This window comes from Streptomyces sp. NPDC087859 (assembly GCF_044742595.1).
Lineage (GTDB): Bacteria > Actinomycetota > Actinomycetes > Streptomycetales > Streptomycetaceae > Streptomyces > Streptomyces canus_F.
The window spans coordinates 238,804-252,667 of sequence record NZ_JBIUUU010000003.1; the positions used below are offsets into that span (position 1 = coordinate 238,804).

Consider the following 13,864-nt stretch of genomic DNA (forward strand, 5'->3'; position numbering starts at 1 on the left):
CACCGACTGTCACGGACGGGACCCATGCCTGCGGAAGCCATCACCCAGCGCCCCGCCTCTGCGCCCCTCACGGAGCGGCAGGAGGCCCGTCGTCGCCGCATCCTGCACGCGAGCGCGCAGCTGGCGAGCCGGGGCGGTTTCGACGCGGTGCAGATGCGGGAGGTCGCGGAGTCCTCGCAGGTGGCGCTGGGCACGCTGTACCGCTACTTCCCGTCCAAGATCCATCTGCTGGTCGCCACGATGCAGGACCAGCTGGAGCACATGCACGGCACGCTGCGGAAGAAGCCGCCGCAGGGCGAGACGGCGGCCGAGCGGGTGGCGGAGACCCTGATGCGCGCGTTCCGCGCCCTCCAGCGCGAGCCGCATCTCGCCGACGCGATGGTCCGCGCCCTCACCTTCGCCGACCGCAGCGTCTCCCCCGAGGTCGACCAGGTCTCCCGCCAGACCACGGTGATCATCCTGGACGCGATGGGCATCGAGGACCCGACCCCGGCCCAGCTCTCCGCGGTCCGCGTCATCGAGCACACCTGGCACTCGGCCCTGATCACCTGGCTCTCGGGCCGCGCCTCCATCGCCCAGGTGAAGATCGACATCGAGACGGTGTGCAAGCTGATCGACCTGACGGCACCGGATAACTAGCCCACCGCCTCCAGCCCGCTCCAGCTCCGCCCGACCAGGGCCTCCCCGGCCCACAGCTCCAGCAACCGCCGTGCCTCCTCCGGCGGGGCGGCGAGCGAGACCGACTGGGCGCCTGCCTCGGCACTCCGCTCCTGCTGGTGCGTGCCCTCGCTGCAGCACGCGCACAGCATGCGTACGGAGCTGGCGGGCTCGGCGCCGTAGCCGTGCTCGGCGAACAGCACGAGGAGCGCCTCCAGGTCGGTCCGCTCGCCCGCGTTCACGGTGACCTCCAGGGTGGGCACCTCGGAGGCCTCGAAGAGCAGCAGCTCGTCGAAGACGGGGTACGTCGTGCCGTCGACGATCCGCTCGCCGTTCGGCACGCCGTCGTGGACGACGATCTCGCCGTACCGCCGCCCGCCGGTGACGGGCACGTTGACCACACGGCCGCGCGTCGGGCAGAGCCGCTCGATCCACACGACCTCCTGCTGTCCGCCGGTGTCGAGGCGTACGCACGCGTTCCCGAGGCGGGCTTCGATCTCGCCCTCCCCGTCGGGGAGTTCGATGCCGAATCCCGCCCAGGCGTCCCGTGCGGTCGCCCACTCCCGCTGGATCGTCGCGGCGATCCCGAGGTTCCAGAACGCCGGTTCGCCCTCGCCGCGCGGGGCGCGGGCGGCGGCCTCGCGCCCCAGCTCGTACGCCTTCTGCCAGTTGCGCAGGAACTTGTGGGCGAGCGCGGCGTCGTACCACCACTCCGCGCTCGGCTTCTCGTCAGGGAAGTGGGCGAGCACCTGCTCGAAGAGCTCGGCGGCGCGCAGCCACTCCTCGGCGTCCCACGCCTGGTACGCCTGCTCGATCAGCTGCCTGGCCTCGCTCTTGTCCACGTTCCCCTGCCCGGATCGGTCCTGTGACGACCGCAGGAGCGTAAGCCGCTACTCCTCCGGCGGGAACACCGGCTCCCCGCTCCCCAGCAGCGTGATCATGATCGCCTCCACCGGGCAGCTCTCCGCGGCGGCCAGGATCTTTTCGTTGGCGTCCGTTTCCGGGTCGACGGGGTGGGACTGGCGGCCGGTGTCGAGGTGGAAGCCGTCGGGGGCGTGGTGGATGCACTGGGCCGAGCCGATGCAGATGGAGCGGTCGACCTCGACCTGCCAGCGGTCACCCATGGCCGTTCATCCCTCCCAGCCGGCCGGGAGGTGGATCATCTTGTGCTCCAGGTACTCGCCGAAGCCCTCGGGCCCGAACTCCCGTCCCAGGCCGGAGTTCTTGTAGCCGCCGAACGGGCCCAGCATGTCGAGGCTGAAGGTGTTCACCGAGTACGTGCCCGTACGGACTTGGCGGGCGACGTCGATGCCGTGCGCCACGTCGGCCGTCCAGACGCTGCCGGAGAGGCCGTAGTCCGAGTCGTTCGCGATCTTCAGGGCCTCGGACTCGTCGCCGTAGGGAAGGAGGCAGATGACCGGGCCGAAGATCTCCTCGCGGGCGATCCGCATGGAGTTGTCGACGTCGCCGAAGAGGGTGGGCTCCACGTACCAGCCGCGGTCCAGGCCCGGCGGGCGGCCGCCGCCCGTCAGGATCTTGGCGCCCTCCTCCTGGCCGATGCGGATGTAGTCGAGGTTCCTGCGCTGCTGGCGCTGTGCCACCAGCGGGCCCACCTGCGTGGCGGGGTCCAGCGGGTCGCCGACGACCAGGGCGCTCGCCGCGGCGGCGAAGGCGTCCGCGAACTCGTCGTAGCGCGAGCGCGGCAGGAGGATGCGGGTCTGGGCCACACATGCCTGGCCGTTGTTCATCCAGGCCGCCGACACGATCCCGGGGACGGACGTCTCGATGTCCGCGTCCGGCAGGACGACCGCCGCCGACTTGCCGCCCAACTCCAGTGTCACGCGCGTCAGATTGCGCGACGCCACCTCCATCACGCGCTTGCCGGCCGCCACCGACCCGGTGAAGGAGACCTTGTCGATACCCGGGTGCCCGACCAGGTATTCGCTGACCTCCCGGTCGGCGGGCAGGATCGACAGCACCCCTTCCGGCAGCCCGGCCTCGCGCGTGATCTCGGCGAGGAGATACGCGTCCAGCGGCGACTCGGGCGACGGTTTCAGCACCACCGTGCAGCCGGTGAGCAGCGCGGGCGCGAGCTTGGCGGCGGCGACGAACTGCGGGACGTTCCACGGGACCACGGCGGCGACGACGCCGACCGGCTCGCGCCGGACCAGGATCTTGCCGAGGACGCCGTCGCGCTGCTCCTCGTACGTGAAGTTCCGTGCGACCGTGATCGCCGCGTCCCACACCATCATCGCGCCGAGCGCCTGCGCGAGGACGCTCCAGGAGTACGGCGAGCCGTTCTCGGAGGAGATCACGCGGGCGATCTCCTCGTGCCGGGTGAGGATGCCGTCCTTGATGCGGGAGACGACCTCGATGCGCTCGTCGAGCGTCATCCGGGGCCAGGGCCCCTCGTCGAACGCCTTGCGCGCGGCCGCGACCGCCCGGTCCACGTCCTCGGCCGAGGCGTGCGGCACCCGTCCGATGACCTCCTCGGTGTGCGGGGAGATCACCTCGATGACGTCCTTGCCCAGGGGGTCGGTCAACTCCCCGCCGATGAACAGCTGTCCGTGTTCCACGAGCTCGGTCATGGCGACTGCCTCCCCGGGACTGGCTCTGACGGTTCATCAGATACGGGAACTGATACCAGTTCCCTTCGGAGGAGTCCACAGAGCTCACAGCCCGCTCCGAGGCTGAAGGGTGACTTGGGCTCCCATCGAAACGCGTTCTAGTTATAGTGGCGAGAACGCGGCGACAGGGGAAGCCCATGACTCAGCTCATGCCACAGGTCGGCGACCACGGCGGAGGCGTCCGGTCGATCCGGGTTCCCATCCCCGACAACCCGCTGGGCTTCACGCTGGTGTACGTCGTCGACACCGACCGCGGTCCCGTGCTGGTCGACACGGGCTGGGACGACCCGGAGTCCTGGGACACGCTCGCCGAGGGACTGCGGGCCTGCGGCACCTCGGCCACCGAGGTCCACGGGGTGGTGATCACCCATCACCACCCCGACCACCACGGTCTGTCGGGCAAGGTCCGCGAGGTCTCCGGCGCCTGGATCGCGATGCACGCGGCGGACGCGGCGATCGTCCGCCGCACCCGCGAGACCCGCCCGGAGCGCTGGTTCTCCTATATGACGGCCAAGCTGGAGGCCGCCGGCGCCCCGGAGTCCCATGTGGCGCCCCTGCGCACCGCCCGCAACCGCAAGCTCCCCGGCTTCTCCCCCGCCCTCCCCGACCGCGAGATCGTCCCCGGCGAACTCCTCGGTCTGGCGGGCCGCCGCCTGCGCGCGATCTGGACGCCGGGCCACACACCGGGCCACGTCTGCCTCCACCTGGAGGAGACCCACCCCGCCCGACTCCCGGGCAACGGACGCCTGTTCTCCGGCGACCACCTGCTCCCCGAGATCACCCCGCACATCGGCCTCTACGAGGACCCGGACGACGCCACCGTCACCGACCCGCTCGGCGACTACCTCGACTCCCTCGAACGCGTCGGCCGTCTCGCCCCCGCCGAGGTCCTCCCCGCCCACCAGCACGTCTTCACCGACGCGGCCGCCCGGGTACGGGAGTTGCTCGCGCACCACGAGGAACGCCTCACCGACCTGCTGACGCTGCTGGTCGAACCCCTCACCCCGTGGCAGCTCGCCGAGCGCATGGAGTGGAACCGTCCGTGGGACCAGATCCCCTACGGATCACGGACCATCGCGGTCTCGGAGGCCGAGGCGCATCTGCGGCGGCTGGTGAAACTGGGGCGGGCGGAGGCCGTGGCCGGGAGTGAGCCGGTGACCTACGTCGCGGTGTGAATCGGGTCGCGGGTCTTGATCCGCCCCTGGTACCACTGGTCCATGGACCCTCTGGAGCAACTCCTCGCCGAGCGCGCCTGTGAACGGCTCATCCTCGACTTCGCCCGCCGGCTCGACATCGGGGACCCGGGCTCCGTGGCCGAGCTGTTCACCGAGGACGGCAGCTGGGAGTGGCCCTCGCCGGGCGACGGACGGCGGTTCGACGGGCGCGCAGCGCTGCGGGAGTACTTCGGGTCCCGGCCCGAGGACCGGTTGTCGCGGCGGGTGATGTCCAACGTCCTGGTCACGGTGGCCTCCTCGGACACGGCGACGGCGACCTCGTACTTCACCACGTACCGGGTCGACGGATACCACGGCGGGATCGTGCCGCCGGGGGCGCCGGTCCAGGTCGGGCACTACGAGGACACGTTCCGGCGTTCGGCGGACGGGAGTTGGCTGCTGGCGTCGCGGGCGCTGCGTCTGCCGTTCGGCGGGCCGACGCCTCAGCTGAGCGCGTAGTCGACGCCTTCGTCGTACGCCATCGCCATGCCCTGCGCGTACGCCTCCTCGTACACCTGGTCGCCGAGCCGGTCGCGGAGGAGGCGTTCGCGGGCCTCGCGGGCGGCGACGCGGCCGGGCAGGCTGAACTGCTCCCTGCCCACGCGTTCCCAGGCACGACGGCTGATGCCGAGCAGCCGGGCGGAGCGGCGGCCGTCTCCGCCTTCGTCCCCGATCTCGGCAGCCACCAGGGCGTCGATACCGAAGGCGACCCCGGCGGTGTTGTGCATCAGCCGATGCCCGGCCAGCGCGCCCCGGGCATGGTCCAGGGCGGCCACGGTACGGCCCTGGGCGAGATCGGCGTCGGCGATGAGGGCGTCGACGAACGCCCCCGTCCAGAGCTCGCCGCTCCCGGCGCACAGGGCGCGCAGTTCCGCGGCCGACGCGTCGACTTCGGCGTACGCGCCGCTCATCAGTTGGGCGAGCGGCCGCATGGCGCGCATCTGGAGCTGGCCCGAGCCGCGCCAGTCCGACACGACGGGCACGAGCGGCAGGTCCGAGAACGCCTCGATCGTCGCGGACGGGCGGCCGGCCAGGACGAGGGGGCCGAGGGTGACGTATCCGGTGGCGTCGATCGCGGCCGGATCGCCGAGTTCCCGCGCGAGGTCCATGCACCGCTGCGCCCACGGAACCGCGGCTTCCGGGTGCCCCTGGGTGACCGCGACGGCCGCCCGGCTCCACAGCGCCAGCAGCAGGCCCTCGCCCGGCTCGTGCTCTACGGCGAGCACCCGGTCGAGCGCGAACCGGGCGTCGCGCAGCATGCCGCAGTGCCGCCACAGGAACCCGATGCTCCCCACCGTCTCCAGCGCGACCTGGCTGCCGGGGTCCTCCAGCGCGCAGTGCACGGCGGCGCGGAGGTTGGCCTGCTCGGCGAAGACCCGTTCGCACCAGGCGACCTGGCGGCCGGTGTTCCAGTCGGAGCAGGCCTCGCGCGCGAACCGCCGGTAGTGGTCCCGGTGCCGCCGCCGTACGGCCTCCCCCTCCCCCAACTCCCCCAGCCAGTCGGCGCCGTACTCGCGCACCGTGTCGAGGAGCCGGAAGCGGTCCGAGTCGGCCGGATGACGCAGCACCACCGACTGCCGGGTCAGACGCAGGAGCAGGTTCTCGACCTGGTCGGCGCGGAGCGGCCCGCCCGCACAGACCCACTCGGCGGCCCGCCGGGTGAAGAATCCGGCGAACACCGACAGCCGCGCCCACAACAGCCGTTCCAGCGGGGCGCACAGCTCGTGGCTCCAGCCGATGGTCGTGCGCAGGGTCCAGTGCCGCGGCGCCCCCTGTTCCGCGTTCCCCTCCGGGACGAGCACGTCGAGGCGGGAGCGCAGCCGGTCGCCGAGGAGTTCGTGGAGCCGGTCCAGGGAGTGCGACGACAGCCGTGCGACGGCGAGTTCGATGGCGAGCGGGATCCCGTCGAGGATCCGGCAGAGGTCGCCGACCTGCCGCCGGGTCGTGGCGTCGAGGACGAAGCCCGGGGTGACGGTGGCGGCCCGCTGGGCGAACAGGGCCGTGGCGTCGGGTTCCCGCAGCGGGGCGACCTCCAGCGTGAGCTCTCCCGGCATGTCCAGCGGCTCACGGCTGGTGACGAGGACGCGCAGCCCCGGAGCGACGGCGAGCAGGTCCGCGATCAGCGCCGCGCACTCCGCCAGCAGATGCTCGCAGGTGTCGAGGACGAGCAGCAGCCGCTTGTCCCGCACCCAGGCGCAGAGTGCCTGGGTCACCGGCCCGGCGGTCTGATCGGCCAGCCGCAGCGCCTCCATCACGGCCGACGGCACCTGCCCCTCGGCCCGCAGCGGCGACAGCTCCACCAGCCAGACCCCGTCGGGATACGCCGCCCCGGCCCGCTCCGCCGCCCGCAGCGCGAGCCGTGTCTTGCCCACCCCTCCCACTCCGACGAGGGTCACCGGTCGGCGCTCGCCGGAGGGCTCCAACTTCTGCGCGAGCCAGCCGAGTTCGTGCTGCCGCCCGACGAAGCCGCGGGAATCGGGCGGCAGGTTCCCGGGGAGGGTCTTCTCACTGGGCACGGGCAACAGTCTGGCCGTCGCGCCACACGCCCACACAGTCCGACCGAACCGGACGGACTGATCACCTGAAGTGGCCGTGCCGAGCCACTTCGCGACCGAACCCGATCAGGTCAGCGACCGGATCAAGTCCTCCGCCGCCCCGAGGAGTTCGACCTCCCGCGGGCTCATCGTCGGATTGACCGCCCGCCGGCGCCGCGCCTCCGCCAGCCCGTCGTCGGTCAGGGACGACGCGTCGGCGAGCAGCGCGGCCAGCATCGCGCGCGCCGGTTCGGCGAACGTCTCGTCCCCCACGGCGACCTGGGCGAGGATCACCGCCGACATGCCCCAGTCGAGACCGGGGTCGCCCTCCTCGGCGTTGGCCCAGTCGATGACGTAGGGCCCGGCGGGGGTGAGCATGACGTTGTCCGGGTGCAGGTCGAGGTGGACGACACGGCCCGGCAGGGCGTGCAGCCGCCGCAGGAGACGGGCCAGTACGACCCCCGCCTCCTCCGCGTCGATCCGTCCGGCGGCGAAGGCCCCCAGCATCGTCGGCCCGTGCAGCCGCTCCATCACCAGCTCGGTGGACGAGCAGTCCTTCACGCGCACCCGCGGTACCGGATACCCGTGCCCGCGCACCCGCTCCATGACGGCCGCCTCGACGAGCGCGTCGCTGTAGGCGTCCCGGGCGCGCCGCAGCACCCACGCGTCGTCGATCTCGTACACGTCCGAGGCCCGCCCCGAGCCGATCAGTCTCCCCGTGATGATCCCCATGCCGGGAACCTACCGGGCGCACAGCCACCCCTCAGAGGCTTTCCTACGGGCCGGTAGAGTGGCCGGGTCGTCATCACACCCGTACGGGGGGAAGCCGGTGCAATTCCGGCGCTGACCCGCAACCGTGAGCCGTCTCTGCCAGGAGGCGGCGAGCCGGATCGCCCCGTGTCGGTACTTGTGACCGGCTCACGTGCACCGGCAACCGGCCGGTGTACGGCACCGTCGAGGTATACGGAGCCGAGCCGCCGGGGTGTCCCGTGCTGCCTGGCTCCCCCGCAGGGAGAGGCACCCGCCGATCATGAACGTCCGCCGCAGCGCCGCGGTCCTGGCCGCCACCGCAGTGTTCGGGACGGCCGCACCGGCCGTCGCCGCGAGTCCTTCTCCGTCGCCGTCGGTGGTGATACCGGAGGGGTTGTACGGGGACGGGGATCCGACGTACGACGGGGTGTGGCGGCAGTCGTCGGCGTTGATCGCGCAGCACAGGGTGAAGGTGAGGCCGGCTGCCCAGGCCATCAGCTGGCTCGCCGGTCAGCAGTGTGCCAACGGGGCGTTCGCGGCGTTCCGCGCCGACCCCGCCAAGGCGTGCGACAGCAAGGTCATGGTCGACACCAACAGCACGGCCGTGGCCGTCCAGGCCCTGTCGGCGGTCGGTGGACACCAGGACGAGATCGACAAGGCGACGACCTGGTTGCAGTCCATGCAGAACAAGGACGGCGGCTGGGGCTACACCCCCGGTGGTGCCAGCGACGCCAACTCGACGGCCGTCGTCATCGGCGCACTCGGCGCGGCCGGTCAGGACGTCGCAACGGTCGTGCACGAGGGCAAGTCGCCCTTCGACGCCCTGAAGAAGCTGGCCCTGCCCTGCGCCAAGGGCGGCGCCTTCGCCTACCAGCCGGACAAGAAGGGCAAGCTGACAGCCAACGCGGACGCGACAGCGGCGGCTGTGGTCGGCCTGCGGAGCATGAACATGCTGTCGGCGGAGGCCGACACCCGGCCGGAGGACACCTGCGCCGACGCGCCCAACCCCACCGAGGAGCAGGCCGCGGCCAACGGCGCCGCCTACCTGGCACAGGCGGTGCAGAAGGACGGCCACCTCAAGACCGCGCTCCCCGGTTCCGAGGACCAGCCCGACTACGGCAACACCGCGGACGCGGTCGTCGCCCTCGCCGTGCAGCGCGGGGCGAAGGCGGCCCAGAAGCCGCTGAAGTGGTTGGAGAAGAACTCCGCCGCCTGGGCCGAGCAGAGTGGCCCCGCCGCTTACGCGCAACTGATCATCGCCGCTGACGTGGCGGGCGGCGACCCGCGTGACTTCGGCGGCACGAACCTGGTCGAGCAGCTCAACGCCACAGGGCCCACACCGCAGAAAGCGTCCGCCGAGAAGCCCGCCGCGGACAGCGGCGACGGTTCCGGCAACGCCGTCTGGTGGACCGTTGCCGCCGGTCTCGTCGCCGGGGTCGGTATCGGCTTCCTCTTCAGCGGCCGCAGGAAGAAGCAGCAGCCGTGATCCGCCGAGCCCTCGCACCGCTGCTGGCCGCGCTGGTCCTCCTGACCGGCGCGACCCAGACCGCCCACGCCGCCGGCTACCGCTACTGGTCCTTCTGGGACCGCACCGGCGCCACCTGGACCTACGCCACCCAGGGCCCCGCCACCGCCGTCCCCGCCGACGGCGACGTGCAGGGGTTCCGTTTCGCCGTCAGTGAGGACTCCGCGGACGCGACGAGGCCCCGTGGCACGGCGTCCTTCGCGACGATCTGTGCGAAGACCCCGGCGGCGGAGGGCAGGAAGCGCGTGGCGCTGGTCGTCGACTTCGGTACGGCACAGGACGCGCCCTCCGGCGAGACCCCGCCCGCGACCCGCACGGCCTGCGCGGTGGTGCCGGAGGACGCGACGACGGCGGAGGCGCTGGCGACGGTGGCGAAGCCGCTGCGGTACGGCACGAACGCGCTGCTGTGTGCCATCGCCGGATATCCGGAGACGGGGTGCGGGGAGCAGGTGGCGGGAGGGAAGGAGCCGACGTCCCCGCAGGAGTCGTCCGCACAGAAGTCGTCCGCAGACAAGAAGGACTCCGGCGGCGGCCCCTCGGTGGGCCTGTTCGCGGGGGCGGCCGCCGTGGCGGTCCTGGGCGCGGCGGCGGTGTGGCAGGCGAGGCGGCGCGGGAATGCGCGCTGACCTTCCGCGGCCGCGGAACCTGCACCCCGCCGCCTGGTGGCTCTGGGCCCTCTCCCTCGGTGTCGCGGCCACCCGCACCACCAACCCCCTCCTGCACGCCCTCCTCATCGCCACGTCCGCCTATGTCGTGGTGACCTGTCGCCCCGACGCCCCCTGGTCCCGCTCCTACTCCGCCTTCGTCAAGCTCGCCCTCGCCGTCCTCCTCATCCGCCTCGTCTTCGCCGTCACCCTCGGCTCCCCGCTCCCCGGCACCCATGTGATCGTCACCCTGCCCGAACTCCCCCTCCCCGACTGGGCGCAGGGCATCCGGCTCGGCGGCAAGGTCACCGGTGAGACGCTCCTCTTCGCGTTCTACGACGGGCTGAAGCTGGCGACCCTCCTCATCTGCGTGGGCGCGGCGAACGCCCTCGCGAACCCGAGCCGACTCCTCAAGTCCCTGCCGGGCGCCCTCTACGAGATCGGTGTGGCGGTCGTCGTCGCCCTCACCTTCGCGCCGCACTTCATCGCCGACGTCCAGCGCGTGCGCGCCGCCCGCCGGTTGCGCGGCCGACCGGACAAGGGCATGCGGGGCCTGCTGCATGTGGGACTCCCGGTCCTGGAGGGCGCCCTCGAGCGTTCCGTCGCCCTCGCCGCCGCGATGGACGCGCGCGGGTACGGCCGTACCGCCGACGTCCCGCCCCGTGTCCGCCGTACGACGACCGCGCTCACCCTCGGCGGTCTGCTCGGCATCTGTGCGGGAACGTACGGCCTGCTCACCGCCGAAGGCGGCACGTACGGCATGCCCGTGCTCCTCGGCGGAGCGGCCGCCGCCCTCGCGGGCCTGCGCCTCGGCGGGCGGCGCACCCCGCGCACCCGCTACCGGCCGGACCGCTGGAACGCGCGCGCGTTCCTCGTCGCCGGTTCCGGCGCGGTGGCGGCGGTGGCGCTGGCCGTCGCGTCCGCGACGGACCCCGCCGCCCTGCATCCTGGTGTGATCCCGCCGGTCGCCCCCACCCTGCCCCTCTGGCCCGCGGCGGCGATCCTCGTCGGACTGCTCCCGGCCTTCATCGCCCCGAACGTCCCCCGCGTCCCCCACAAGGAGCCGTCGTGATCCGCTTCGAGGATGTCTCCGTGACGTACGACGGGGCGGCCGAACCGACCGTCCGGGGCGTCGACTTCGAGGTCCCCGAGGGTGAACTCGTCCTGCTCGTGGGGCCGTCCGGCACCGGCAAGTCGACCGTCCTCAACTCCGTCTGCGGTCTCGTCCCGCACTTCACCGGCGGCACCCTGCGCGGTCGTGTCACGGTGGCCGGCCGTGACACCCGTACGCACAAGCCGCGTGAACTCGCCGACGTGGTGGGGACGGTGGGCCAGGACCCGCTGTCCCACTTCGTGACGGACACGGTCGAGGACGAACTCGCCTACGGGATGGAGTCGTTGGGCCTCGCACCGGACGTGATGCGCCGCCGCGTGGAGGAGACCCTGGACCTCCTGGGTCTGACCGACCTGCGCGACCGGCCCATCGCCACCCTCTCCGGCGGCCAGCAGCAGCGCGTGGCGATCGGCTCGGTCCTCACCCCGCACCCGAAGGTCCTCGTCCTCGACGAACCGACCTCCGCTCTGGACCCGGCCGCCGCGGAGGAGGTCCTCGCGGTCGTCCAGCGCCTGGTCCACGATCTGGGGACGACGGTCCTGATGGCCGAGCACCGCCTGGAGCGGGTCATCCAGTACGCCGACCAGGTCGCCCTTCTGCCGGGCCCGGGCACGCCCCCGATCATCGGCTGCCCCGCCGAGATCATGGCCGTATCACCGGTGTATCCGCCGGTGGTGGACCTGGGCCGCCTGGCGGGCTGGTCCCCCCTTCCGCTGACAGTGAGAGACGCGCGCCGGCGGGCAGGAGACCTGCGCGAACGTCTGAACGCAGGGTCGGCCGACGCCGCCAAGGGGCGCGGGGAACGGCGCGACCAGCCACAGACAGCCAGCACCCGCCAACAACCCACACCCCCCGAACTCTTGGGCGCCCCCGCCCGCCGCCGCTGGTTCACCCGCACCCCTACCCCTCTCCCCCCATCCCCCCACACCGCCGAAGTCCACGCCCTCTCGGTCCGCCGAGCCCACACCCAAGCCCTCAGAAACGTCACCCTCACCATCAACCCCGGCGAGACCATCGCCCTCATGGGCCGCAACGGCGCCGGCAAATCCACGCTCCTCAACACGCTCGTAGGCCTGGTCCAACCCACCACCGGCACCGTCCGCACGGGCGGGGCCGTACCCCATCTCACCGCCCCCAAGGACCTGGTCCGCCGCGTAGGTCTCGTCCCCCAGGAACCACGCGACCTCCTCTACACCGACACGGTCGCCGCCGAATGCACCGCCGCCGACGCCGACGCGGGCGCCGCCCCGGGCACCTGCCGCACCCTCGTGTCCGAGCTCCTCCCGGGCGTGAGCGACGACACCCACCCGCGCGACCTCTCCGAGGGCCAGCGGCTCGCGCTCGCCCTGGCCGTCGTGCTCACCGCCCGCCCTCCCCTGCTCCTCCTCGACGAGCCGACCCGCGGACTGGACTACGCGGCGAAGGCCCGGCTGGTCACGCTCCTCAGCGCGCTCGCCGCCGAGGGCCACGCCATCGTGCTGGCCACGCACGACGTGGAACTGGCCGCCGAGATCGCCCACCGGGTCGTCCTGCTCGCCGACGGCGAGGTGATCGCGGACGGCCCCGCGGCGGACGTCATCGTGGCCTCCCCCTCCTTCGCCCCCCAGGTCAGCAAGATCCTGGCCCCACAGAAGTGGCTCACGGTGACGCAGGTACGGGAGGCACTCGAGGCGGGCGTCGAGGGGGGCCTCGCGTGAAGTCCGTGAAGGCCATCCGCCTCGGCCCCCGCTCCCTCGCCGCCCTCGCCCTCGCCGGCGCGGTCGGTGTCGTCGCCTTCGGGTGGCCGTTTCTCGCGCCGCCGACCTCGCAGGTCGGGACGCACACGCAGGACGCGCCGTGGCTGTTCGCGGCCCTGTTGCTGCTGCTGGTGGCCGTGGTCGGGGCGGCGATCTCGGAGGCGGGGCTGGGGCCGAAGGCGGTGGCGATGATGGGCGTGCTGGCCGCGACCGGCGCCGCGCTGCGGCCGATCGGCGCCGGGACCGCCGGGATCGAGCCGATGTTCTTCCTGATGGTGCTGAGCGGCCGGGTGCTCGGCCCCGGGTTCGGGTTCGCGCTCGGTTCGACGACGATGTTCGCCTCGGCGCTGCTGACGGGCGGGGTGGGCCCGTGGATGCCGTTCCAGATGATGGCGATGGGCTGGTTCACGATGGGCGCGGGCCTGCTGCCGGGCCGGTTCCGCGGGCGGGCGGAGCTGCGGATGCTCGCCCTGTACGGCTTCCTGGCGGCCTTCGTCTACGGCACGGCGATGAACCTCGCGGGCTGGCCCTTCATGGGCGCGCTGGCCTCGAACATCGCCTTCGTCCCGGGGGACCCGGTCCCCGAGAACCTGGCCCGCTTCCTCGCCTACTGCCTGGCCACATCCCTCGGCTGGGACCTGGGCCGGGCGGTGTGCACGGTCGTCCTGACCTTCCTGCTCGGCCCTGCCGTGCTCAGGGCGCTACGCAGAGCCACCCGGCGCGCGGCGTTCGAGAGCGCGGTCACATTCGAACCTCGTTGAGCGGTGAAGCACCCCACATGACCCACATCACGAACTAACCACCTTAGTAGTACATTTCGGACGCCATGTCCACGCCATAACGGCCTCTGACCTGCGCTTTGAGAGCCAGATCACACGACCCTCTCTCGCCGCACATACGACCACAACTAGCAAAAGGGGTCATTGCGGACGGGCTCCGAGCCTGTTTATCTGGACAACGTCGCACGGCGCCGACCCGCCCCACGGGCCTCGGCGCCAACGCATGTCAGAGCCGCTCAACACGGTCACGACATACCCGCGACTCCCTGTCCCCGAAGAAAAGG

Annotated in this window: 13 protein-coding genes and 1 riboswitch; of the genes, 8 read left to right on the forward strand and 5 right to left on the reverse strand. The window is 72.3% G+C overall.

The window, feature by feature from the left end; translation table 11 throughout:
* Positions 1 to 24: 24 nt before the first annotated feature.
* Positions 25 to 639 carry a TetR family transcriptional regulator gene (locus tag ACIOHP_RS08430; protein ID WP_361540021.1) on the forward strand — a complete coding sequence of 205 codons (615 nt, stop codon included), beginning with the start codon at positions 25 to 27 and terminating at the stop codon, positions 637 to 639.
* Here ACIOHP_RS08430 and ACIOHP_RS08435 read toward each other — a convergent pair.
* The 3 genes from ACIOHP_RS08435 to ACIOHP_RS08445 are packed head-to-tail and all read right to left on the reverse strand — an operon-like array spanning position 636 to position 3,245.
* Complete coding sequence (locus ACIOHP_RS08435; RefSeq protein WP_361540024.1) at positions 636 to 1,499, reverse strand: tetratricopeptide repeat protein; 864 nt, start codon at positions 1,497 to 1,499, stop codon at positions 636 to 638. The two genes, ACIOHP_RS08430 and ACIOHP_RS08435, sit on opposite strands and share 4 nt — an antisense overlap.
* 48 nt (positions 1,500 to 1,547) lie before the next feature.
* Positions 1,548 to 1,781, reverse strand: a complete 234-nt coding sequence (locus ACIOHP_RS08440) for a ferredoxin (protein ID WP_361477472.1) — start codon at positions 1,779 to 1,781, stop codon at positions 1,548 to 1,550.
* 6 nt (positions 1,782 to 1,787) lie between these two features.
* Positions 1,788 to 3,245, reverse strand: coding sequence for an aldehyde dehydrogenase (locus tag ACIOHP_RS08445; RefSeq protein ID WP_361540027.1), 1,458 nt, complete (start codon positions 3,243 to 3,245; stop codon positions 1,788 to 1,790).
* Positions 3,246 to 3,433: 188 nt separating this feature from the next.
* On the opposite strand from ACIOHP_RS08445, the gene ACIOHP_RS08450 reads away from it, so the two are divergent.
* Both ACIOHP_RS08450 and ACIOHP_RS08455 read left to right on the forward strand, forming a co-directional pair.
* Positions 3,434 to 4,459, forward strand: a complete 1,026-nt coding sequence (locus ACIOHP_RS08450; RefSeq protein ID WP_401885236.1) for an MBL fold metallo-hydrolase — start codon at positions 3,434 to 3,436, stop codon at positions 4,457 to 4,459.
* A 42-nt stretch (positions 4,460 to 4,501) separates the two neighbouring features.
* Positions 4,502 to 4,957, forward strand: coding sequence for a nuclear transport factor 2 family protein (locus ACIOHP_RS08455; RefSeq protein WP_401884552.1), 456 nt, complete (start codon positions 4,502 to 4,504; stop codon positions 4,955 to 4,957).
* Here the strand turns inward: ACIOHP_RS08455 and ACIOHP_RS08460 are convergent.
* Both ACIOHP_RS08460 and ACIOHP_RS08465 read right to left on the reverse strand, forming a co-directional pair.
* A complete protein-coding gene (locus ACIOHP_RS08460) occupies positions 4,942 to 7,014 on the reverse strand; it encodes an ATP-binding protein (protein ID WP_401884556.1) in 2,073 nt (690 codons plus the stop codon). The genes ACIOHP_RS08455 and ACIOHP_RS08460 overlap by 16 nt on opposite strands.
* A 105-nt stretch (positions 7,015 to 7,119) precedes the next feature.
* Positions 7,120 to 7,764 carry a phosphotransferase gene (locus ACIOHP_RS08465; protein WP_401884560.1) on the reverse strand — a complete coding sequence of 215 codons (645 nt, stop codon included), beginning with the start codon at positions 7,762 to 7,764 and terminating at the stop codon, positions 7,120 to 7,122.
* 47 nt (positions 7,765 to 7,811) lie between these two features.
* Positions 7,812 to 7,945: riboswitch (cobalamin riboswitch) on the forward strand.
* Positions 7,946 to 8,062: 117 nt separating this feature from the next.
* On the opposite strand from ACIOHP_RS08465, the gene ACIOHP_RS08470 reads away from it, so the two are divergent.
* Genes ACIOHP_RS08470 through ACIOHP_RS08490 form a run of 5 tightly spaced genes read left to right on the forward strand, consistent with a single transcriptional unit; the run spans position 8,063 to position 13,562 of the window.
* Positions 8,063 to 9,268, forward strand: coding sequence for a prenyltransferase/squalene oxidase repeat-containing protein (locus ACIOHP_RS08470; RefSeq protein WP_401884565.1), 1,206 nt, complete (start codon positions 8,063 to 8,065; stop codon positions 9,266 to 9,268).
* On the forward strand, positions 9,265 to 9,933 hold the full coding sequence (locus tag ACIOHP_RS08475) for an SCO2322 family protein (protein ID WP_401884569.1): 669 nt from the start codon (positions 9,265 to 9,267) through the stop codon (positions 9,931 to 9,933). Before ACIOHP_RS08470 ends, ACIOHP_RS08475 begins: the two co-directional genes overlap by 4 nt.
* On the forward strand, positions 9,923 to 11,023 hold the full coding sequence (locus tag ACIOHP_RS08480; RefSeq protein ID WP_401884572.1) for an energy-coupling factor transporter transmembrane component T: 1,101 nt from the start codon (positions 9,923 to 9,925) through the stop codon (positions 11,021 to 11,023). The genes ACIOHP_RS08475 and ACIOHP_RS08480 overlap by 11 nt, the downstream gene beginning before the upstream one ends.
* Positions 11,020 to 12,762 (forward strand): ABC transporter ATP-binding protein, encoded by a 1,743-nt coding sequence (locus tag ACIOHP_RS08485; protein WP_401884576.1) that lies wholly within the window; start codon positions 11,020 to 11,022, stop codon positions 12,760 to 12,762. The genes ACIOHP_RS08480 and ACIOHP_RS08485 overlap by 4 nt, the downstream gene beginning before the upstream one ends.
* Complete coding sequence (locus ACIOHP_RS08490; protein WP_401884578.1) at positions 12,759 to 13,562, forward strand: ECF transporter S component; 804 nt, start codon at positions 12,759 to 12,761, stop codon at positions 13,560 to 13,562. The genes ACIOHP_RS08485 and ACIOHP_RS08490 overlap by 4 nt, the downstream gene beginning before the upstream one ends.
* The last annotated feature ends 302 nt before the right edge of the window (positions 13,563 to 13,864 follow it).